A 21,138-nucleotide genomic window follows, 5' to 3' on the forward strand; every position below is an offset into this window, starting at 1 on the left:
AACAATATTATTGTGTCACACGTTGCAGTGTTGCGCGCAATTCTGTTATATTTCTGTCAAATAGTTGCATGTGATGCTGTTGCAATGGGTAAAGAAGAAGCTTTTGAGATCGTAGCTAAGATCGTCCACGACCGTGGCGTCGAGCTAATAGTGGGGGGCAATCCAGCTTTCGAGACTGAGTTTGTTCTTTTTTACATTGAGTCGACCATGCTTGCTTGGGGCTATAAGAATCCTAAAGTCGCAGCTTACTGTGACGCTATCAAAGCAGAGAATGACAATTTTAGAGCGATGGGGATTTGCTAATGGATAAGTATAAAAAACAACCAATCCCCACTGTATTATCGGGGGGAATGAAAAAAGCGGCAGTTGTAACCCCCATTAATAAGATGGGGGTAAAGGTATCTGATACACAACCTCAAGACGCCGATCTCCCGTTCCAAGAGCATTCGCTATATACCATTCCTCGGACTCACATGATCATGACGAATGATGGTGTGAAGCACATCGAGTACAGAATGCCTGCTGACAATGAAATTGCTGTGATTGACTGGGTCAATTTCACATTTGGTATCGAGACTGTTGGCGATAGATTCTGGCAAGAAGACGAATTTATTCTTGAATCACATCGTATTACTGCTGCTGTAGAAGCTCTTGAAGCCGACTTAGAGCATATCTTTGGCTTTACAACGACTTTATGTCGTAAGAAAGGCCTTAATTTCTATGATGAAAGTTATGTTTTAGGCGAAGATTTTGGCTTTTTATGTATTGGTGGTCAGCGTAATACGATTCTAATTATGATCAATGGCCGTGGTTGTAATTTCGCTAAAAGCGGTTGGGAATTAAGACTTTATCACTTCTTAGTTACCAAAGCGAAAAGAGCGAAATTAACCCGTGTAGACATTGCACACGATGATTTTGAAGGTAAACATGTCAGTGTAGATTGGGGCAATATGCAAGATGGGTTAGGGGGTTTTCAGCTCGGTAACCGTGCTCCAAACATTGAACATAAAGGCAATTGGCGCAGACCAAATGGTAAAGGTCGTACTTTATGTATCGGTAGCCGTGATTCTGGTAAGTATCTGAGATTGTACGAAAAAGGTCGTGCCGAAGGTGATCCTGATGATAATTGGCAACGTGCTGAGGTTGAATTTAAAGCAATTGATCGTGTCTTACCGTTTGACATGTTACTTGCTCCTAGCGAATTTTTTATTGCTGCTTATCCATGTTTCCGTGATTTAGCTAAACATTTACAGCCTGAACGCATTGAAACTATTAGTAAAACAGCTCAAATCAATTTCCAGACTGCTATTGATAATCTCAAGCACCAGTATGGCAAATATATCAACGTCTTTAAGGACGTATTCGAACCTGAAGAACTCATTAATTTAATTTGTTGCTCTGATCCGCTTGCATATCCCAAGCGACTTGATCATGTGCTTCTAACTGCTCGGAGAATGTAATGCATACATCTAAAGTAAAAATTTTAGGCGCTAAAGCTGTTGATTTTAAACCGACTGACGGCTCAGGTCGTCATTACGATCATGTTGCGCTTTATTGCCAAGTTCCAATGGATTTGTCACAAGGTACAGCTATTGGTAATGGTTGTGAGACTTTCAACTGGCAGGATTCTTCAAACATTGCGTTACTGCGTAAGTTTAAGCAATCAGACTTTCCAATCGAAGCTGATATTACTTTCGATATGGTTACATCAGGCAAAGGCGTTAAATATGTTGTAGTAGATGTACAGCTACCAACACCGCCAAACAAACCAGCTATTTAAAACTAAAAAAGCCTTTGAAATCAAAGGCTTACTTTAAAACAATACGATTGTTCGTATAATGTATATTATGTTAAATAGAATATCTGAAAACCTACCATATATATGACTCTGGCTACTCTACATTACTGCTACGCCGTTTATTCTTTACTACAGTAAATTTTTAGCTTGGTATCTGTTGCTCAAGCAACTTACCAAGCCGTGCCACTCTTAAAGACTTAAACTGGCTAACCCTATTTCTAATCTTAGCCAAAATAGTTCTGGCAGCTTTCTACAAAATGTAATTACACTTTTATATTTACCCTAGTGAGCCGAGCTACCTTACTAAATTCTAAATTTACGAGCCGTATTATGGCTACTGGCTGCTATACAAATTTCTTTTTCTAAATCACCTTTTAGTCTCAAAATTCTTAGCCTGCCCACGCTAAAGCTTAAAATACTAAATCTTTGTACTACATTGAAATTTAATAATAAATTTTTAAAAATCTCTTTACACGCCTGGAAAAACTGATATAGTACGTGTGTACAGCTATTGCTTAAATTTAACCTAATAGTTCATATGAACTTAAGCGCTGAATATATGATGTCATAGCAAAATTTAATCATCTAAAGTAAAAATAAGCTGATCAGGAATCTCTATATCAGCTTATTTTTTAGACCACAACTAGTTAGCTTTTAGATATTCCTCCTCCTAAAGCTTTATATATTTCGATTTGGTTATTGAATTTCATCTGTTCAAGCGCAAGTAAGCCTTGTTGTGCTGCATAGGCAGAACGCTGCGCATCTAAAACCGTAAAATAGCTATCAACGCCTGCTCTATAACGTGCCATGGAGAGTTTATAGGTTGCATCAGTCGCAGAGACTAAGCGACGTTGTGCATCTAACCTTTCTCCGATATGTGCATGCGTAGCCAAAGCATCATTGACTTCACGGAATGCCGATTGAATAGCTTTTTCATATTTAGCCAATGCAATTTTCTGGTCAGTTTCTGCAATTTTAATATTAGCTTTTCGTGTTCCCCAATCAAAAATTGGTAGATCAACACTAGGTCCAATCGACCATGCAAAATTGCCTGTTTTAAATAAATCTTTCAGTTCAGACGATGCATAACCCGTCGAACCTGTCAGGCTGATGGTCGGGAACATGCGTGCCTTGGCAGCACCAATATTCGCTCCGGCAGCACGTAACTCATATTCGGCAGCTTTAAGATCTGGACGATGATTTAATAAATCACTTGGTAAACCGGCTGCAAAGGTTTTCTCAAAGGTAATATTTTGAATTGTATGATCAGGAAGTAAATTTTGCGGAACAGGATGACCTGCTAGCAAATCCAGTAAATTTTTTGCCTGTTGAATCTGAGTCTTATACGTGGCCACATCATTTCGTGCTGTTTCAACCGAAATTTGTGCCTGTTTTAACGGAACTTCACTATCAATACCAACTTCAAAACGCTTTTTATTAAGATGATAAGAATCGAGTTGTGTTTTTAGAGTCTGCTCTGCAAGATTTAAATTAGCTTGAGCAAAAGCATAGTTTAACCAAGCTTGCGTGACATTGCTGATTAAACTAATTTGAACTGCTTCTTTAGCACTTTGTGTTGCTAGATAATTATTTAATGCCGCATCTTTTAAATTTTGCACACGTCCCCAAAAGTCTAGTTCATATGCGGTCATTCCTAAACCAACCTGAAATGTAGAAGCTGGGTTATTAGGATTAATAGACGGATCAACTTGTCTTGCTGCACCTCCCATTACACCAATGGTGGGTAACTGGCTATTTTTTGTGATTTGGTATTCTTGCTGTACACGTTCAATATTGAATGTGGCAGTACGTAAATCACGGTTGTTATTTAAAGTTATTTCAATAACCTGTGCTAATTTCGGATTAGAAATAAACTCTTTATAACTTTGTTCAGCAATCGTTTTTCCAGAAGTATTTTGAGAAAAGTTGTGTGGAATATGAGATGTAATTGCAGGTTGTGGAGCTTGCATATTGACACATGCAACGAGTGCAATTGAGAGTGTAGAAATAACGAGTCCACGAGATACAGTTGCCGATTTCGACATAGTATTCTCCAAATAACAAAATGAGTTGAGTAGCTGTGTAGATCAGAGGAAATTTAGTATTCCCTCTGATGCATTGAATTTAGGAAGAGATTTTTTTCTTAGAGGAAAATAGCTTTTCTACTGCACCCAGAATGAAGATAAAGAATACGGGAACAAAGAAAATAGCCAGAATGGTTGCTGAAATCATGCCGCCAAAAACTCCTGTACCCAAAGCATGTTGAGTTTCCGAACTTGCACCAGAAGCAATCACCAAAGGAATTACACCACAGGTAAACGCAAGAGAAGTCATCAAAATTGGACGTAATCGAAGTTTAGCTGCTGCAACAGTGGCTTCAATCAAACTCATGCCTTCTTCTTTCAGCATTTTTGCAAATTCAACAATCAAAATTGCATTTTTTGCCGATAAACCAATAATGGTAATGAGTCCAATTTTGAAGAACACATCATTCATTAAGCCTCTAGACATAATGGCAATAATTGCGCCGAAAATACCGAGTGGCACAACCAGCATCACAGAAAGTGGAATTGCCCAGCTCTCATAGAGTGCAGCCAATACAAGGAAAACAACTAACATGGATAAACCAAGTAAAAAGGCCATTTGAGATTCAGACTGTTTTTCCTGTAAAGAAATACCCGTCCATTCATAACCAATACCTTTCGGTAATTTCGCAATCAATTGTTCCATTTCACGCATTGCCTCACCCGATGAAGTATCGAAGTTCGGAATACCGGCAATACTCAAAGATGGACGTCCGTTGTAACGGTTATATTGTTGCGGTGCTTTATTCCATTGTGGCGTCACAACTTCAGATAAAGATACTAATTGACCGCTTGAACCCATGACTTTCAGATTCAATATATCTTTCAATTGCATACGTGATTTGGCCTCAACTTGTACAATGACTTGTTGCATGCGTCCTTGATTAGGAAAGTCATTGATATACATTGAACCCATTGATGTAGAAATGATGTCTGAAACATCAGAAAACTTAACACCAAGTGCACTCAGCTTTTCACGGTCAATTTTTAAAGAAATATTGTCACCTTGTGGCAACCCCTCATTCCAAACCATATAGAACTTTTTATTCTTGGCTGCCATTGCCATAAGTTCATCTTGAGCAGCCAATAAAGCTGGCATACCTAAGTTAGCACGGTCTTGTAAACGTAAACTGAAACCAGAAAAAGTACCTAACTCATCAATAGCAGGTGGCAATACAGCCATGGTCTCACCTTCCGTACTATTTGCCATCGAGGTATTCACGGCGTTCGTCATTTCTGATGCCGTACCAGTTCGTTCTTTAAAGTCTTTAAGGGTAGTAAAAGCCACCGCTACGTTTTGTCCTGCACCACTAAAGCCCCAACCTAAAATAGTGGTATTACTTTTTACATCGGGGTTATCTTTCAAATTATATTCAAATTGATTGACTACATTTCGGGTACGTTCCGTAGTTGCATCTGAAGGTAATTGAAATGAAGTCATGAACCAGCCCTGATCTTCCTCTGGCATAAATGCAGTTGGCCAATATTTCATTCCGGCAAAGGTAATACCGGTAATCACTAAAAAGATCACCATCATTGGCACAGTATGTTTGATGATTTTAAGCAGCATCAACTCATACTTTTTAGTGACTTTATCGAAGCTGCGGTCAAACCATGCAAAGAAGCCTTTCTTCTGATGATGCCCATCAATTGGTTTTAGAATCGTAGCGCAAAGTGCCGGTGTTAAAATGAGTGCCAATAGCGCTGAAAATAAAATAGACACCGACATGGTCAAGGTAAACTGTTTATAGATAACCCCTACAGAACCACTCGCAAATGCCATTGGTAAAAATACTGCTGCCAATACCAGTGTAATACCAATAATCGGGCTGGTAATCTCTTTCATTGCTTTAGATGTTGCTTCTTTAGGATTTAATCCCTCAGTCGCCATAATCCTTTCTACGTTTTCAACCACGACAATCGCATCGTCGACAATAATCCCGATGGCAAGCACCATACCGAACATGGTGAGTACGTTAATTGAAAAACCGGCAAGTAGCATTACGGTAAAAGTACCGAGTAAGGCAATAGGTGCCACAATTGCTGGAATAAGCGTATAGCGGACATTGTGCAAAAATAAATACATCACAATGAAAACCAGAACCATGGCTTCAAGTAATGTATGAATTACTTTCTCAATTGAAATTTTAACAAACGGCGCGGTGTCGTAAGGAATACTAAACTCCATGCCTTCTGGTAAATTTAACTTTAGCTCTTCAATTTTTGCTCGAACACCTTCGGCAGTTTTCACGGCATTCGCACCGGGACTTAACTGAATTGCTGCCGCAGTCGCAGGTTTACCATTTTCCAAAATAGCAAAGTTGTAGGCTTGGGAACCGATTTCAACATTTGCAACATCAGATAACTTGATAACGCTACCGTTAGTTTTACTTTTTAAACTGATATTTTTAAATTGCTCGACACTAGACAATTGCCCTTGTGCAGACAGTGGAATAGTAATGAGTTGCCCTTTCTCAGCGGGTAAATCACCAAGTCGACCGGGTGCAATTTCGACGTTGTTTTCTCGAATTGCATTATTCACATCACTAATTGATAAACCGTAAGAAACTAACTTATTTGGGTCGACCCAAATACGCATAGCTTTCTCGGCACCAAAAGATTGAACCTTCCCTACACCTTCGACACGTTTTAGCTCTTCTACAACATTACGAACAAGGTAATCACTTAAATCAACTTCGGAATATTGATTATTTGGAGAGTTAATCCCGACCAGCATTAAAAATCCGGACGATGAAGCTTCCACCTGTAAACCTTGCTGACGCACAATCTGCGGTAAACGAGCTTCTACAGCCTTGATTTTATTTTGAACGTCGACCTGAGCCATCTCGACATCCGTGCCCGGTTTAAACGTAGCAGTAATCTCTGCTGTACCGGAGGTATCTGTTGTCGCACTATAGTAGAGTAGATTTTTTACACCCGATAATTCGCGCTCAATTAAGGTGACGACACTATCGTTAATAGTTTTAGCTGTAGCACCCGGATAAACCGCACTAATATTTACTTGTGGCGGAGCTACACTTGGAAAGCGCGCGATTGGTAATTTAGGAATACTTAGCAATCCAAATATAATAATAAAGATCGCGATAACCCATGCAAAAACAGGACGACGAATAAAAAATTGTGACATCATGATTGAGCTCCTTCAGTTGTAGAAGCTTTCTTTTCTATACTTGGAGCGTCATTTACAACGGCTGGTGCTTTCCATACAGCCATTGCCAATTTTTGATTTGGCTTAATGCGTTCAATGCCTTCAACAACAACTTTATCGCCAATTTTCAAGCCTTTGTTGGCAATGTAATATTGCTCATATTGTTGTCCAATTTCGATAGGACGAATTTCCGCTGTGCCTTTAGCGTTAATAACATATACCTGCGGCTCACCATTAATATTACGTTGGATCGCTTGTGCCGGAACCAATAACGCTTGAGGAATAGAAGCACGGTCAATATTGACGCGCACATACATGCCAGGAAGTAATTTTCGTTCAGTATTATTTACCTCTATACGGAACGTAACATCGCCCGTTTCAGGATCAACATTAATATCTTCAAATAATATCTTTGCTGTTACGTTATAAGGCTGCCCATGACTGTTAGTAATACGAACGGTTTTGTCACTATTTGCTGTTAGCTCACCGCTTTGCAAAGCAGCTTGTAAACGCTCATATTCACTAATTGATTGCTTTACATCAACATAGACTTTATCAATTTGCTGGATGGTTGCCATGGTATTGGTATCACCTTGACCAACCAATGCACCTTCAGTAACAAAAGATTGTCCAATCCGGCCGGAAATAGGCGCTCGAACTGTTGCATATTGCAGATTCAAGTTTTGTCGAGTCAATACTGCTTTCATTTGAGCGACATCAGCTAAAGCTTGACGATATTGAGCTTGGGCATTACTTACTTCTTGCTTACTAATTGCATTACTTGGTAAGAGCTGCTCATAACGTTCTAGCTGAACTTTGAGCCTCGCAACCTCTGCTTCAGCCTTATTTAACGAAGCCCGATTACTATTTACATCTGCCTCAAAAGTTTCTGAATTAATTTTATATAAAGCTTGCCCTGCTCTAACTTCACTACCCTGTTTAAATAAAACCTTTTCAATGATGCCTCCCACTTGTGGACGGATCTCAGCCGTACGGAACGCATGTACCCGTGCAGGAAGATTTTCACTAAAGTTTACCGATTGCGGTTGAATACTTAATACACTGACTTTAGCCGGCGGTGGCTCAGGTTGAGTTGCTTCTTTTGAATCACACCCCTGTAATATAAGCCCAATAGATAAAAATAAAGGAAGTAAAAGATGCTTTTGCATACTGTCCGAACCTAGGGAGTTTTTTGATGGTCGTATTATTTTTGATGAGTGTGTAGGGATAATCGCTAAAGTGTGGAGGAAGTGTGGAGAAACACGGATAATTTAGCGTATGATGGATTGAAGCGCTTTAATAGATAGATTTTCTATGTTCGATCATTCTTTTTCTTTTGATTGCCAAGATAAAGTTATTCTTGTGGTAGAAGACGACTACGATATTGGCGACATTATTGAAAATTATTTAAGACGTGAAGGAATGAGTGTGATTCGTGCCATGAATGGAAAACAGGCCATTGAATTGCACGCTAGCCAACCTATTGATTTAATTTTACTTGATATTAAATTACCCGAGCTAAATGGCTGGGAAGTGCTAAATAAAATACGTCAAAAAGCTCAAACTCCCGTGATTATGCTAACGGCGCTCGATCAAGATATTGATAAGGTGATGGCACTACGCATAGGTGCAGATGACTTTGTGGTTAAGCCATTTAACCCAAATGAAGTGGTCGCTAGAGTTCAGGCAGTATTAAGAAGAACTCAATTTGCAAATAAAGCTTCTAATAAAAATAAGATCTATAAAAATATTGAAATTGATACTGACACTCATAGTGTTTATATACACTCTGAGAATAAGAAAATCTTGCTTAATTTAACGCTGACCGAATATAAAATTATTTCCTTCATGATTGACCAACCACATAAAGTCTTTACACGTGGTGAACTCATGAATCATTGTATGAATGATAGCGATGCCCTAGAACGAACCGTAGATAGCCATGTCAGTAAACTGAGAAAAAAATTAGAAGAACAAGGAATCCTTCAAATGTTCATTAATGTACGTGGCGTGGGATATAGACTGGATAATCCACTAGCTGTGAAAGATGATGTCTAAATAATATAAAAATATAGCTAGAGAATATGTTATGAAATATAAGTTAGGAATTAGCAAACAGCTTTTTATCGCATTAAGTATCGTTAACTTAAGTGTTACCCTATTTTCTATTTTAATGGGGTATCTGGTTTATAATTATGCGCTTGAAAAAGGCTGGATTACTTTAAGCTCAATTCAAGAAGACTGGACAAGCTTCCACCTCGTAGATTGGATCTGGTTATGTACTGTAATCTTCTGTGGCAGTATGATTTCCTTAGTGATCGGTATGCATCTTGCGAAGCGTTTCATTATACCGATTAATTTCTTAGCAGAAGCAGCCAAAAAAATTAGTCAAGGCGATCTCTCTGCTAGAGCTTATGACAATCGAGTTCATTCTGCTGAAATGTCAGAACTTTTATATAACTTTAATAATATGGCTCAAAAGCTAGAAGTTTCTGTTAAAAATGCGCAAGTTTGGAATGCTGCCATAGCCCATGAGCTAAGAACTCCCATAACCATTTTACAAGGTCGATTACAGGGAATTATTAATGGTGTTTTTAAACCTGATGAAGTTCTTTTTAAAAGCCTTTTAAACCAAGTTGAAGGATTATCACACTTAGTCGAAGACCTACGGACTTTAAGTTTGGTCGAAAACCAGCAACTCAGATTAAATTATGAATTGTTTGACTTTAAGTCGGTACTTGAAAAGGTTCTCAATGCATTTGAAGATCGCTTGCAACAAGCGAAGCTAGTGCCAGAACTAGATCTGACAACGACTCCTGTTTTTAGTGACCGCCGTCGTATAGAGCAAGTTTTAATTGCTTTAATTGACAATGCTATTCGTTATTCAAATGCAGGTAAACTTAAAATTTCTTCAGTAGTTGATTCACAAAACTGGACATTGAAAATTGAAGATGAAGGCCCGGGAATTGCAACCGAATTCCGAGATGATTTGTTTAAACCTTTTTTTAGATTAGAAGAATCAAGAAATAAAGAGTTTGGTGGTACAGGCTTAGGACTTGCTGTTGTACACGCAATTATTGTGGCAATGAAAGGTACTATTGAATACAGTAGTCAGGGTCCAAAAAGTATTTTTACCATAAAAATTTCTATGGGTTAGCGAGAAAAACCTTAGCGTTACAACTCTTCACTCTCATTTATTTTTCTACGAATTTCTTCTCGCCACTTTGTGGCGTTTTCCTGTTGTTTGTTTAAGAGTACACCTAACACATAAGCTGTGACTGCTGCCCCAATTAAGGCAATGCCGGTTTCATAAATAATATCTATCACAAACTCGAGCACGCCTTCAGACAAAAAATCTAATGTGCCAGAAAATTTGAAGAATTTCGCTATAGCGACCACCACAATTCCTAAAAAAGCACCCGTCCACAAAAATACTTTATGAATGTTTATAGGTGCTGTGACTTGATCAATTTGATCGGGATATTTTCGATAGTATTCAACCTCGTCTTCGGTTACTTCCGATGAGGACTTAAATAGTAATTTAATAAACAACTTATCTTGATCAAGTTTTGTATTTTTCTTCATAGATGCGATGTGTAATAAGTCTTTTAACATTTAATGTTATACATTTTTTTCTTTATTAAGTAAGAGGTTTCGTGTTCTGTAGCAGTTTAAAAAAACTTCGGTTTGCATAAGCCAAACACCATTAAGCGCTATAAATTTATAAAATTGACTTAATATTCATTTTTAAATACAATAAAAATGAATAAATAATCACTTTTATTAACTATGACTGAGCCTCAGCTTGTAAAACGTAAACGTAGCCCTAGCCTCGAAAAAACACAAGCAACCAAAGAAGCTATTCTTCAAGCTGCACGTATCCATTTTGCAGAGGTGGGTTTTGCTAAAGCCAAAGTTAGCGATATTGCAAAGAAAGCAAACATTGCCAATGGTACGATTTATTCTTATTTCAAAACCAAAGAAGAACTTTTTGAAGGTGTGATTGAAGATATCTTACAACAAGATCTTCGTTTAATTCGGGCTACAGATTTACAGGAAAATCAAACTGTTTATTCTTTTTTGCTAGAACATCTAGATAAAATTGTGGGTACTGTTGAAAAATCTGGCCGAGATGGCATTTCACGATTGGTCTTAAAAGAAGGTGAAAATTTTCCAAATATTAAGGAAATTTACTTTCGACGCATCCTTTCCCCATATTTGGTTGAATTTGAAAAATTAATCCAAATTGCTATAGATCGCAAAGAAATTGCGCCTGTAAATACAAAAGAGTTTTCTCTATTACTCATTGCACCCACATGGATGGGTGTCTTATATAACGGCATGCTACAAAATATTGAGACAATCAATATCAATAATCTTTTCCGTACAAATTTATATGCGCTATTTCATACAAATTTTCATAAGCTCGAATAAGCCTAGAAATATGCTCATTTCTTAAGAACGAAGCGTACCCAGCTCTCGTTCTTTTTTACGTTCTCACTTATCTAAACGATTGCATTTTAAATGCGTCGGTAGATTTTTACGCCTTAAATTTGTGAAGCAGAGGCTTCAGTTATGCAAAGAACGCCAAAATATTTAGAGCCTATGCCTAACTGGACGGAGACAGAACGTCCAGCATTGATTGGCTCACCTGCCTCAATTGAGCATCCGAATCACCTGAGAGTGGCTTACTTGTTTATTGGTGTATTTATCGCACTCTCGGCAAGTCTAGGAAATGGTTTAATTATTTCCAATGCTTTGCTCTTTCAAGGTGAATTTGGCCTTACCCCAAGTGAAGCAGCTTGGCTACCTGCAGCTTTCGTTATTGGAAACACTGCTGCAAATTTATATGTCATTAAAATTAGGCAACAGTTTGGACTTCGTTTATTTGCTGAAATCAGTTTAGTTTTATGCTGTATCTGTATTGGTTTACATTTACTTGTAAATAGCTATGAAATGGCTTTAGCGGTTCGATTTTTTGCAGGTATTGTCGCAGCTCCTCTGACTTCGATGAGCGCACACTATGTTATTCAGTCTTTTAAAAAACCGTCAGCACTGAAAGGTATTTATGTCATTTTAGGCCTACAACAGTTTGGTTTACCTTTGGCATGGATGATTTCACCCGGCATTACCCACGGTGAAGGATGGACAGATTTAGCCTATTTTGAACTTGGACTTTATCTATGCTGTTTAGCAATGGTGGTCAGCCTCAAATTACCGCGTAGTATCCGAGCTGCCGTATTAGAAAAAGCCGATATTTTTCCCCTTCTTTTTATCTTTCCTGCCATAGCTTTATTCAGTGCAGTACTTGTTCAAGGCCCTATTGTTTGGTGGTTTAACAACACTTGGATTGCTTATGCCCTTGCTTTGGGCTTTGTCCTCTTAGTCATTGGTCTTGTGATTGAACATCATCGCCAACATCCGCTCATCGTGACCCAATGGCTTGTCATGAAATCGACGCTTACGTTTATGATCGGTGCCTTTTCAATTCGCATTCTCATGTCAGAACAAAACTATGCGGTCGGACATTTTTTACAAGCGATGGGCTTATTACCCGAACAATTAGTAGGACTCTACGGCATGATTGGGCTGGGTGTTCTCGTTGGAAGCGTTGCAAGTATCTTAACGTTTAAACAACACCTATTAATGCAGCAATTACTGGTTGCAGAACTGCTTATTCTGATCGGTTGCGGTTTAGATCTTGGCCTCACGCATGATATTCGACCTCATAATCTCTACCTTTCGCAGTTTTTGATTGGCTGCGCAGGCGGTATTTTTATGGGACCACTCGTATTGATTGGCTACTTCCGTGTACTACAACACAGCCAATGGAGTGTGGTGACTTTTGCGGTGTTATTGGGAATTACTCAAAACTTAGGTGGGTTAATCGGTACGTCTTTCTTTTCAACCTACCAGCAACATCAAACTCGTCTACATCAAAATGCGATCTACACAAATCTAGATACAACCAATGCTACGGTAGAGTCTCGGCTTCAGATATATAGCAATCAGGCTCGACAAAACAGTACCGATCCCAATTTTCAGCAGAATTATGCACAAAAATCTTTAAATCAAGTTGTTACCCGTGAAGCTCAAGTTCTCGCATTTAATGACGTAATCAAAATCAATGCGCTACTGGCAACCCTCGTATTTATCTTTGGCGTGACTTCATTGTTATGGACGCGTTATAGCGCACGCAAACAAGCATGAGTGAGTAATTAAAATGGCTGAACAAGCACAAACACTGGGTTCTTCAGCTCAGTTTAGTTCCAAATTAATTAAACCGAAGCAATCGACCCTTATTATTATGGCAATTGTACTACTGGTCGGAGTACTGTTTATTTTCAGGGCATGGCACTTACCGCCATTTGCTCTAAACAGTGAACAAACCGATAACAGCTATATTAAAGGTCAAACCACGATTTTATCCTCACAAATCAATGGTTATGTAAAACGTGTTTTAGTGAAAGATTTTGATCATGTCAAAAAAGGTCAACCGCTCCTGATTATTGATGCTCAAACCTATGATCAAAAAGTAGTTCAGGCACAATCAATGGTTGAACAAGCAAAAAATAATTTGGCCAATCAACAACAGACTATTGCACAGCGTCAGGCCGATATTGCCTCAGCGCAAGCAAAAGTGGATCAGATTCAAGCTGAATATGATCTTTCTGTGGCTGAGTCAAAACGTTATTCACAATTAGGAAGCTCTGGTGCTGCCTCACAATCCGAACAAGATAAAGCTTTTGCCAATGAAAGAAATAATTTGGCACTTCTTAAACAAGCTTTAGCAAATTTGTCGGTTGCAAAGGAGGCTTTAAAAACGGCGCAAGTGGCTAAAGTCGGTTTACAGGCTGAGGTTAATAATGCCCAAGCTCAACTGGATCAGGCAAAAACAACTAAAAATTATAGTGTGATTTATGCACCTATGGATGGACAGTTGGGTGAAGTCAATCCACGTGTTGGACAATATGTATCAGTGGGTTCTCAATTGCTTTTTTTAATTCCCCAAAAGACTTGGGTGATTGCCAATTTTAAAGAAACCCAAATGAAAAACATGCGTATTGGCCAAAAAGCTACTTTTACGGTCGATGCGTTGGGCCATCAAAAATTCACAGGTCATGTAGAAGAAATTTCACCTGCTGCCGGCTCTGAATTTAGTGTTATTAAACCGGATAATGCGACAGGAAACTTTACCAAGGTGGTACAGCGCATTGCGGTGCGAATTGCGATTGATCCAAATCAAAAAGATTTAAATCGCTTAAGTCCGGGAATGTCCGTGATTACCACAGTAATGAATTAATACTTATTATTTCAAATAAGTGCGCTTAAGAAGATCAATCTGATTAAGCGCTATACCTTATTAAAATTTTCTTTTAATGCATTGATTAAGATATTTAATAAAGGCGCTTGCTCACGTCTATGCGGATAATACAGGTGATACGGTTCATAGCTATGTCGCCAGTCCTTTAGCGTTTCTTTCAGTTCACCACTTTCAATATAAGGCTGAACCATATCAATAGGTAGATAAGCGATGCCTACTCCACTTCTTACTGCTTGAAGCACGGGAGATAAGGTTGTGAAAACAATTTTAGCGTTAACGTTAACACTCTGCGTTTTATTTCCTTTGGTAAATTGCCAACGATAGAGTTCACCATGTGTGGGTAACCTTAAATTGATACATTGATGTTCAACTAAATCTTTTGGCTGCTTAGGATGACCATAACGTTCTAAATATTCTTTGGTAGCCACTGTCAGCATTTGTATAGGTTCACTAATTTGTAAAGCGATCATGTCTTTAGAAACCAAACCGCCTCTTCGAAGCCCTGCATCAAAACGACCATCTACAATATCGACCAGACCATAATCAGAGGTAATTTCGACTGAGATTTTTCGAAATTGTTGTATAACTTTTTCAACGGCGGGCCATAAAACAGTCTGGATGCCATATTCATCGGCACTAATACGTAATGTTCCTGCCGGATCATTTTTTAAAGCACTGAGCTGATTCATGCCATGTTCTATTTCTTCGATGGCAGGTTGAATCAAGCTAAGCAGATATTCACCTGCTTCTGTCGGTGCGACACTTCTGGTAGTTCTTGATAATAGCTTTATACCAATTCGGTCCTCTAAATTACGGAGCGTTTGGCTAATGGCTGATTGTGAAGTTCTAAGTTTTGCAGCCGCACGAGTGAAGCTTCGCTCCTGTGCAACCACAATAAATGTATGCAAATCATTCAGATTTTCTTTCATTATTTATAAGTATTCAATATAAGTGCTATCTCATTATAGTGGATTATCATAATGAATCACTAGGGGTATATTGGTTTCATCGAGATAGTTCTTCTCTTGGAGAAAAATGATGAAAACTGTAACTTTTAAAAATAAAGATATTGATGTTTCTGCAACCATACGTTTTCCAAAAGATTTTGATGAAAACAAAAAATATGCAGCGATTGTATGCGCCCACCCAATTAGTAGCTGTAAAGAACAAACTGCCGGCGCAATCTATGGTGAAAAACTTACTGAAGCTGGGTTTATTACTTTAGCATTTGATGCATCGTATCAAGGTGCTAGCGGTGGCGAACCACGTTTCCTTGAAGACCCTGCAACACGTGTAGAAGATTTCCGCTGTGCAGCCGACTATTTAACAACGCTTGCTTATGTCGATGAAAACCGTATTGGTGTATTAGGCGTATGTGGTGGTGGCGGTTATGCTGTTAATGCTGCTATGACTGAACGCCGTTTTAAAGCAGTCGCAACTGTGGTTGCAGCAAACTATGGTCGTTTAATGCGTGAAGGCGACCAAACACCTGAAGCTGCCATTAAAACTTTAGAAGCCATTGCAGCACAGCGTACTGCGGAAGCTCGTGGTGCCGAACCATTTATTACCCAGTACATTCCAAACTCACAACAAGAGCGTGAACAAGCTGGCATTCATGATATTGATATTAAAGAAGCTGTAGATTACTACAAAACCCCGCGCGGTCAGGCAGAAGGTTCACCAAATAAACTTCGCTTTTCAGGTTTAGCGGCTGCTGTTGGGTTTGATGCGTTTCATTTGGCAGATCACCTACTCACCCAACCCTTACAAATTGTGATTGGTGGAGTTCCGGGAGGCTTCGGTTCATATCGTGACGGTTATGAGCTATATAGCAAAGCGGCTTCTAAAGATAAAAACCTCTTTGTGGTTAAAGATGCAAGTCATTATGACTTATATGATCAACCTGAACCTGTTGCTCAAGCCTTAGAAAAAATTATTCCATTTTTTCAAAAACATCTTTAATTCATAAATTGGAAAGTTTCTCAAGCAGGGAAACTTTCCACTCCCTTCACCTCGTGTTTCACCCTCTCTTTATAAGCTGAATATATCTATGAAAACTGTTCTTATCACTGGTGCCAGCTCGGGTATCGGTAAAGCGCTGAGCTATAAATTTGCGGCTGAAGGTTTTAATTTAATTATTGTTGCCCGCCGCATTGAGGCACTTGAGCAAATCAAACAAGATATTGAATCGAAATATCCTGCCATTAAAGTACATATTGAAACTGCCGACTTAAGTAAAGATGGCAGTGCAAAACAACTTTATGAAAAGTTAAATTCTTTCCAGATTGATGTCCTCATTAACAATGCTGGCTTTGGTGATTATGGCTTTCCATGGGATGTTAACCTAGAGAAAGCCAACGATATGATCAACCTGAATATTAAGGCTTTGACGGATTTATCTTTGCTGTATGTAAAAGATTATGCAGACAAAGATTCAACCTTAATCAATACCGCTTCAATTGGTGGATACGCCCAATTTGATATTGCAGTCACCTACTGCGCCACCAAGTTTTATGTTGCCTCGTTTACCGAAGGTCTAGCTTTAGCTATGCAGTCTCAAGGCAAAAAAATGCGAGTTAAAGTCTTGGCACCGGGTGCAACGGCAACCGAATTTGTAGGCCAAGCTTCTGTTAATGGCGGCATAGATGGCGACCACCTATTTAGTCCAGAAGCATTTATTAGCGCTGAACAATTAGCGGATTATGCCTACCAACTGTATCAAAGCGACAAAGTGGTTGGCATTGTCAATGAGCAAAATGGCTTCGATCTCAAAGATCTTATTTACCCTCGAGTAGTTCTTGGCTCATAAATTCAAAAGTTGAGATTTAAAGATGAAAACTTATGGCTATGCTGCTGTAGAGCAAGGCACGTCCCTTGTGCCTTTCACATTTGAACGTCGCGAATCAAATGGCGATGACGTGACAATCGAGATTTTATATTCAGGCGTCTGCCACTCAGATTTACATATGGCAAAAAACGACTGGGGACGCGCGGTCTACCCGTTGGTTCCCGGTCATGAAATTGTTGGCAAAGTAATTGCCATTGGTCGAGATGTGACCAAGTTCAAAATTGGTGATCATGTCGCCGTGGGAACTTTTATTGATAGTTGTATGGCGTGCGATCAATGTCAAAAAGGTGAAGAGCACATGTGCCGTGAAATCCTGACCGAAACCTATAATGGTCAGGATCGTGTCACAGGTGAAAATACCTATGGTGGATACGCCAAACATATTGTCGTGAAGGAGCATTTTGTTTTAAGCATTCCGGACCGTTTAGATATTTCGCGTGCAGCACCTTTACTATGTGCAGGCATTACTACCTATTCTCCTCTACGTACTTGGAATGTTGGCCCCGGTACTCGTGTAGGTATTATCGGGCTTGGTGGTTTGGGTCATATGGCAGTAAAACTTGCTGTAGGCCTAGGTGCAGATGTCACGGTACTTAGCCGTTCAAAAAATAAAGAAGCGGATGCTTTGCAATTGGGTGCCCATCATTTGTTAGATACTTCAGATGAGGCTGCCATGCAACAAGCATTGAATGGCTTTGATGTGATTTTGGATACAGTGCCGGTAAAACATGATATTAACCCTTATATTCCATTATTAGATATTGATGGAACTTTTGTAGTGGTTGGGCAATTAGGGTTACTTGAAGAGCCGTTTACCGTTCCAATGATTATGGGCCGCCGTCGAATTGCAGGCTCTATGATTGGCGGTATCGCTGAAACTCAGGAAATGTTGAATTTCTGCGCCCGTCAAAATATTTTACCTGACTGTGAAATGATTCGTATGGATCAAATTAATGAGGCATTTGAGCGCCTAGAACGTTCTGACGTGCGGTATCGTTTTGTCATTGATATGAGCACTTTATAAACTCAGATAGTTTCTGACTAAATTTTCTAGTTGAGAGTTGTTTCCTTTCTAAAATCAGCGCAAAAGATTGAAGATAATACCCCTCTCAGCTAGAAATTTTTAACTGAATATTTATTTGAAAAGACTTTGAATATAAAAATTAAGTGATCAATGAGTTGCTCTATAGATACTTATAGCAACTAAACAAGCTGCTTATAATAAATGGCTGTGCCGTCATAGTTCCCGTTTGAGCTTAATGCGAAACTTGGAATTACACCTACACGAACAAATCCAATTTTGCTATATAAAAGTTCGGACACATCGCCTTCACGTGTATCTAAAACAAGTAATCGCAAGCCCTTTTCTCGTGCAAAATTTTCTAGTTCATTCATTAGTAATGTTGCTATCCCTTGTTTTCTTGTAGATGTGAGCACCATGAGTTTTTCAACTTCGGCTCTATGAACGCCGTTCTTTTTACTTACTAAGGATAATTGGACACTACCTACGATTTTTCCTTGTTGAATGGCAATCCATAGACGGCTACTACCTTGTGCTAATTTATGGTTGACCTCACCCCAATAATTTAAAACATCGTCCTTTTCTACGGGAGCTAAGAAACCGATTGAAGCTCCGCTATTAATAGAATCTTCTAACAGTAGCGATAAGCCTTCTTCATAATCGCCAATTTCATTTATTTCTAAAATTTCAATATTTTTCATATTTCTTCTCAAAGTTATTTGAAAAAAATTTATTAGGATGGTTCGCAATCCTTAATTAGATTTAGCATGTGTAGAAAAGACAACTTTCAATTAAGCAATTTTCTCATCATTGTTAATATTTTCATAGTTTTATATACTAAATTTATATGATTAATTAACTTAGCCTATAAATTTCAGAGTTTTCAAATGAACAAAAAATTATACTATTGGGGGCATGATTTAGATCAATATTCTTCTGACAATGTGGAAGACTATGGCGAAATTATTGAAATAAAGCGTCTAAATTTTTTTATCGGTAAAAATAATTCTGGAAAAAGCCGTTTTCTTAGAAATTTATTTATTTCCGATTATCCTAGCAATTTTTTTAGACATATTGAAATTTTAAAAAATATCAAAAGATTGAAAAATTTTATGTTAATTAACGATTTTTCTCAACATCGTGAAAAATTAATAGAAATGAAAGGATATTATGATGCTTTTTTCACAAACTCTAAAATAGGTAATTTCAACCAACTTATATATTATATTTCAAAAATAGATCAAATGTTTTCCAGATTACCAACGAATTATCGCTCGGAAGCCAATTATCAAGATATTAATTTTAGTCAAGATGATATAGAAAAGATAAATGATCTTTTTCAAGATAAATTTTATATCCCTACTTTAAGAGGTATGCGACCTGTAACAGATATAAATAATAAACAACCTTATCTGGAACGTGCCCAAAAGGATTACTTTCAAGATAAGTCTAGGTTTAATGCTGAAAATATAATTACCGGTGAATGTTTATACTATGAATTAAAAATTCACTTACTTGGTAAACCTGAACAACGTGAACTTATCAAAAAATATGAAGAAAAATTGAGTCAATATTTTTTTGATAATGATGTAGTTACATTAATTCCGATGTTTGGTAAAGATGAGAATGGAAATGAAAATGACGTAGTCCATATTAAAATTGGTGATGAAGAACAATTTCCAATTTATAAATTAGGAGATGGTTTACAACAAGCTATCATTATGACCTATGAGGCTTTTATTAAAAAAGATAAGACTCATGCTTTTTTTATAGAAGAACCTGAACTACACATGCACGCAGGAATGGTGCGTCAGTTAATGAATTTCTACTTAAATGAAACACAGCATTACTATTTTTTTACCACACATTCTAACCACTTGTTAGATATGGTAGATGAATCAGATCAAGTCACAATTCAAAAAATTATCAAAGTATTAGATGATGATAAGACGTTTTCTTTCAAAATTTATAATTGTGACAAAGACCATGAATTATTAACATCTTTAGGAGTTCGCCCCTCATCTGTTTATCTAGCTAATTGTACAATTTGGGTTGAAGGCGTTACTGACAGAATGTATTTATCTAAATTAATGGATAAATATTTAAAGGAAATCGAATTTTCAAAACCTGAAAAGTATAAAAAATACAAAAGCTTTATGCCTAACTTCCATTATACTTTTATTGAATATGCTGGTGGAAACATAACACATTGGAGTTTTATTGATGATTATCCATCAAAAGAAGAGGCACTAAAATTTCTTGAAAATAGCAAAGGCCTGACTGCCAAAGCTATTTCTAAAAATATATTATTATTAGCGGACGGGGATAATGAAGGAAAAGCAAAAAGATTACAAGAATGGGAATCTGAATTAAAACCAGAGAATGTTTATATTCTACCTTGTAAAGAAATAGAAAATACATTGGATTCATCGATAATTCATAAGGCATGTTTGATAAAGTTTCAAGGAATAAATAAAACAAAGGATCAAATCACATTAAACGATGAAACCATTATCAATCTAAATCATAGAGGATTTACTAAAGATACTTCTAATTTTGATATCGATCAATTGAATTCTTCTACTAATTTTATAAGTAGTGAAGGTATCGGAAAAATTATTGATGAGATTATTATCAAAGATAAGAACTTATTACTTCAATCAAATCCACCTCGCTTATTTTCAGATGCTTCTGGTACAATTGATGACAAAGTCAGTTTTTGTGAAATATGCAAAATTTTAATGACTTACGAAGATTGGGTGCTTACCGAACCTGCAAAAGAACTTTGCGAAAAGATCTTTAAACATATTGAAGCCTGCAATACTTAATTTCTTCTCAGAAAAGCACCTAAACTTACATTTTTAAAAGGGTATTATAAAATAGCTATAATAATA

The 21,138-nt window shown here is 37.7% G+C and carries 18 protein-coding genes; 12 read left to right on the forward strand and 6 right to left on the reverse strand.

All coding sequences use genetic code 11. The features are described 5' to 3' along the window. Window positions 1-84: 84 nt before the first annotated feature. The 3 genes from CSB87_RS19445 to CSB87_RS19455 are packed head-to-tail and all read left to right on the forward strand — an operon-like array spanning window position 85 to window position 1,780. Complete coding sequence (locus CSB87_RS19445) at window positions 85-303, forward strand: hypothetical protein (RefSeq protein WP_032051890.1); 219 nt, start codon at window positions 85-87, stop codon at window positions 301-303. Beyond that, complete coding sequence (locus CSB87_RS19450; protein WP_106105134.1) at window positions 303-1,460, forward strand: replication initiation factor domain-containing protein; 1,158 nt, start codon at window positions 303-305, stop codon at window positions 1,458-1,460. The genes CSB87_RS19445 and CSB87_RS19450 overlap by 1 nt, the downstream gene beginning before the upstream one ends. Continuing rightward, entirely contained in the window at window positions 1,460-1,780 is a 321-nt protein-coding gene (locus tag CSB87_RS19455) for a hypothetical protein (RefSeq protein WP_106105135.1), read from the forward strand. Before CSB87_RS19450 ends, CSB87_RS19455 begins: the two co-directional genes overlap by 1 nt. Before the next feature lie 665 nt (window positions 1,781-2,445). On the opposite strand, the gene adeC is transcribed toward CSB87_RS19455, so the two are convergent. The 3 genes from adeC to adeA all read right to left on the reverse strand — a co-directional run bounded on the left by adeC (window position 2,446) and on the right by adeA (window position 8,220). Further along, the gene (adeC, locus tag CSB87_RS19460) at window positions 2,446-3,843 is read right to left on the reverse strand and encodes a multidrug efflux RND transporter AdeABC outer membrane channel subunit AdeC (RefSeq protein WP_004887206.1); all 1,398 of its coding nucleotides are present in this window, start codon (window positions 3,841-3,843) and stop codon (window positions 2,446-2,448) included. 79 nt (window positions 3,844-3,922) lie between these two features. After that, window positions 3,923-7,033 (reverse strand): multidrug efflux RND transporter permease subunit AdeB, encoded by a 3,111-nt coding sequence (adeB, locus tag CSB87_RS19465; RefSeq protein ID WP_004887205.1) that lies wholly within the window; start codon window positions 7,031-7,033, stop codon window positions 3,923-3,925. After that, entirely contained in the window at window positions 7,030-8,220 is a 1,191-nt protein-coding gene (gene adeA / locus CSB87_RS19470; protein WP_106105140.1) for a multidrug efflux RND transporter periplasmic adaptor subunit AdeA, read from the reverse strand. Before adeA ends, adeB begins: the two co-directional genes overlap by 4 nt. Before the next feature lie 145 nt (window positions 8,221-8,365). Between adeA and adeR the strand changes: the two genes are divergently transcribed. Then, window positions 8,366-9,109, forward strand: a complete 744-nt coding sequence (gene adeR / locus CSB87_RS19475; RefSeq protein ID WP_004887203.1) for an efflux system response regulator transcription factor AdeR — start codon at window positions 8,366-8,368, stop codon at window positions 9,107-9,109. A gap of 31 nt (window positions 9,110-9,140) precedes the next feature. Then, window positions 9,141-10,208 (forward strand): two-component sensor histidine kinase AdeS, encoded by a 1,068-nt coding sequence (gene adeS, locus CSB87_RS19480; RefSeq protein WP_106105141.1) that lies wholly within the window; start codon window positions 9,141-9,143, stop codon window positions 10,206-10,208. 17 nt (window positions 10,209-10,225) lie between these two features. On the opposite strand, the gene CSB87_RS19485 is transcribed toward adeS, so the two are convergent. Beyond that, a complete protein-coding gene (locus CSB87_RS19485; RefSeq protein ID WP_006580906.1) occupies window positions 10,226-10,636 on the reverse strand; it encodes a hypothetical protein in 411 nt (136 codons plus the stop codon). A gap of 204 nt (window positions 10,637-10,840) precedes the next feature. Here CSB87_RS19485 and CSB87_RS19490 point away from each other — a divergent pair, with 204 nt between their 5' ends. From CSB87_RS19490 to CSB87_RS19500, 3 genes are all read left to right on the forward strand, one after another. Beyond that, the gene (locus tag CSB87_RS19490; protein ID WP_004708743.1) at window positions 10,841-11,485 is read left to right on the forward strand and encodes a TetR/AcrR family transcriptional regulator; all 645 of its coding nucleotides are present in this window, start codon (window positions 10,841-10,843) and stop codon (window positions 11,483-11,485) included. A gap of 141 nt (window positions 11,486-11,626) precedes the next feature. Then, complete coding sequence (locus tag CSB87_RS19495; protein WP_004887198.1) at window positions 11,627-13,261, forward strand: MFS transporter; 1,635 nt, start codon at window positions 11,627-11,629, stop codon at window positions 13,259-13,261. A 13-nt stretch (window positions 13,262-13,274) separates the two neighbouring features. After that, on the forward strand, window positions 13,275-14,354 hold the full coding sequence (locus CSB87_RS19500) for an HlyD family secretion protein (RefSeq protein ID WP_004887196.1): 1,080 nt from the start codon (window positions 13,275-13,277) through the stop codon (window positions 14,352-14,354). Between the two features lie 50 nt (window positions 14,355-14,404). Here the strand turns inward: CSB87_RS19500 and CSB87_RS19505 are convergent, their stop codons facing one another. Further along, window positions 14,405-15,304 (reverse strand): LysR family transcriptional regulator, encoded by a 900-nt coding sequence (locus CSB87_RS19505; RefSeq protein WP_004887193.1) that lies wholly within the window; start codon window positions 15,302-15,304, stop codon window positions 14,405-14,407. Between the two features lie 109 nt (window positions 15,305-15,413). Between CSB87_RS19505 and CSB87_RS19510 the strand changes: the two genes are divergently transcribed. The 3 genes from CSB87_RS19510 (at window position 15,414) to CSB87_RS19520 (ending at window position 18,247) form a co-directional block, all read left to right on the forward strand. Next, window positions 15,414-16,337: an alpha/beta hydrolase gene (locus CSB87_RS19510; protein WP_004887191.1), complete on the forward strand. Its 924-nt coding sequence runs from the start codon at window positions 15,414-15,416 to the stop codon at window positions 16,335-16,337. Window positions 16,338-16,425: 88 nt separating this feature from the next. Continuing rightward, window positions 16,426-17,184: an SDR family NAD(P)-dependent oxidoreductase gene (locus tag CSB87_RS19515; RefSeq protein WP_004887188.1), complete on the forward strand. Its 759-nt coding sequence runs from the start codon at window positions 16,426-16,428 to the stop codon at window positions 17,182-17,184. A 22-nt stretch (window positions 17,185-17,206) separates the two neighbouring features. After that, window positions 17,207-18,247, forward strand: coding sequence for an NAD(P)-dependent alcohol dehydrogenase (locus tag CSB87_RS19520; protein WP_004887186.1), 1,041 nt, complete (start codon window positions 17,207-17,209; stop codon window positions 18,245-18,247). A 179-nt stretch (window positions 18,248-18,426) separates the two neighbouring features. Here the strand turns inward: CSB87_RS19520 and CSB87_RS19525 are convergent, their stop codons facing one another. Then, on the reverse strand, window positions 18,427-18,945 hold the full coding sequence (locus CSB87_RS19525) for a GNAT family N-acetyltransferase (RefSeq protein WP_004887184.1): 519 nt from the start codon (window positions 18,943-18,945) through the stop codon (window positions 18,427-18,429). Window positions 18,946-19,131: 186 nt separating this feature from the next. Between CSB87_RS19525 and CSB87_RS19530 the strand changes: the two genes are divergently transcribed. Next, window positions 19,132-21,072, forward strand: a complete 1,941-nt coding sequence (locus CSB87_RS19530) for an AAA family ATPase (RefSeq protein ID WP_004887182.1) — start codon at window positions 19,132-19,134, stop codon at window positions 21,070-21,072. Window positions 21,073-21,138 lie beyond the last annotated feature (66 nt).

Origin of the sequence: Acinetobacter sp. AR_0276, from assembly GCF_003000705.1 — a bacterium.
Classification (GTDB): domain Bacteria; phylum Pseudomonadota; class Gammaproteobacteria; order Pseudomonadales; family Moraxellaceae; genus Acinetobacter; species Acinetobacter nosocomialis.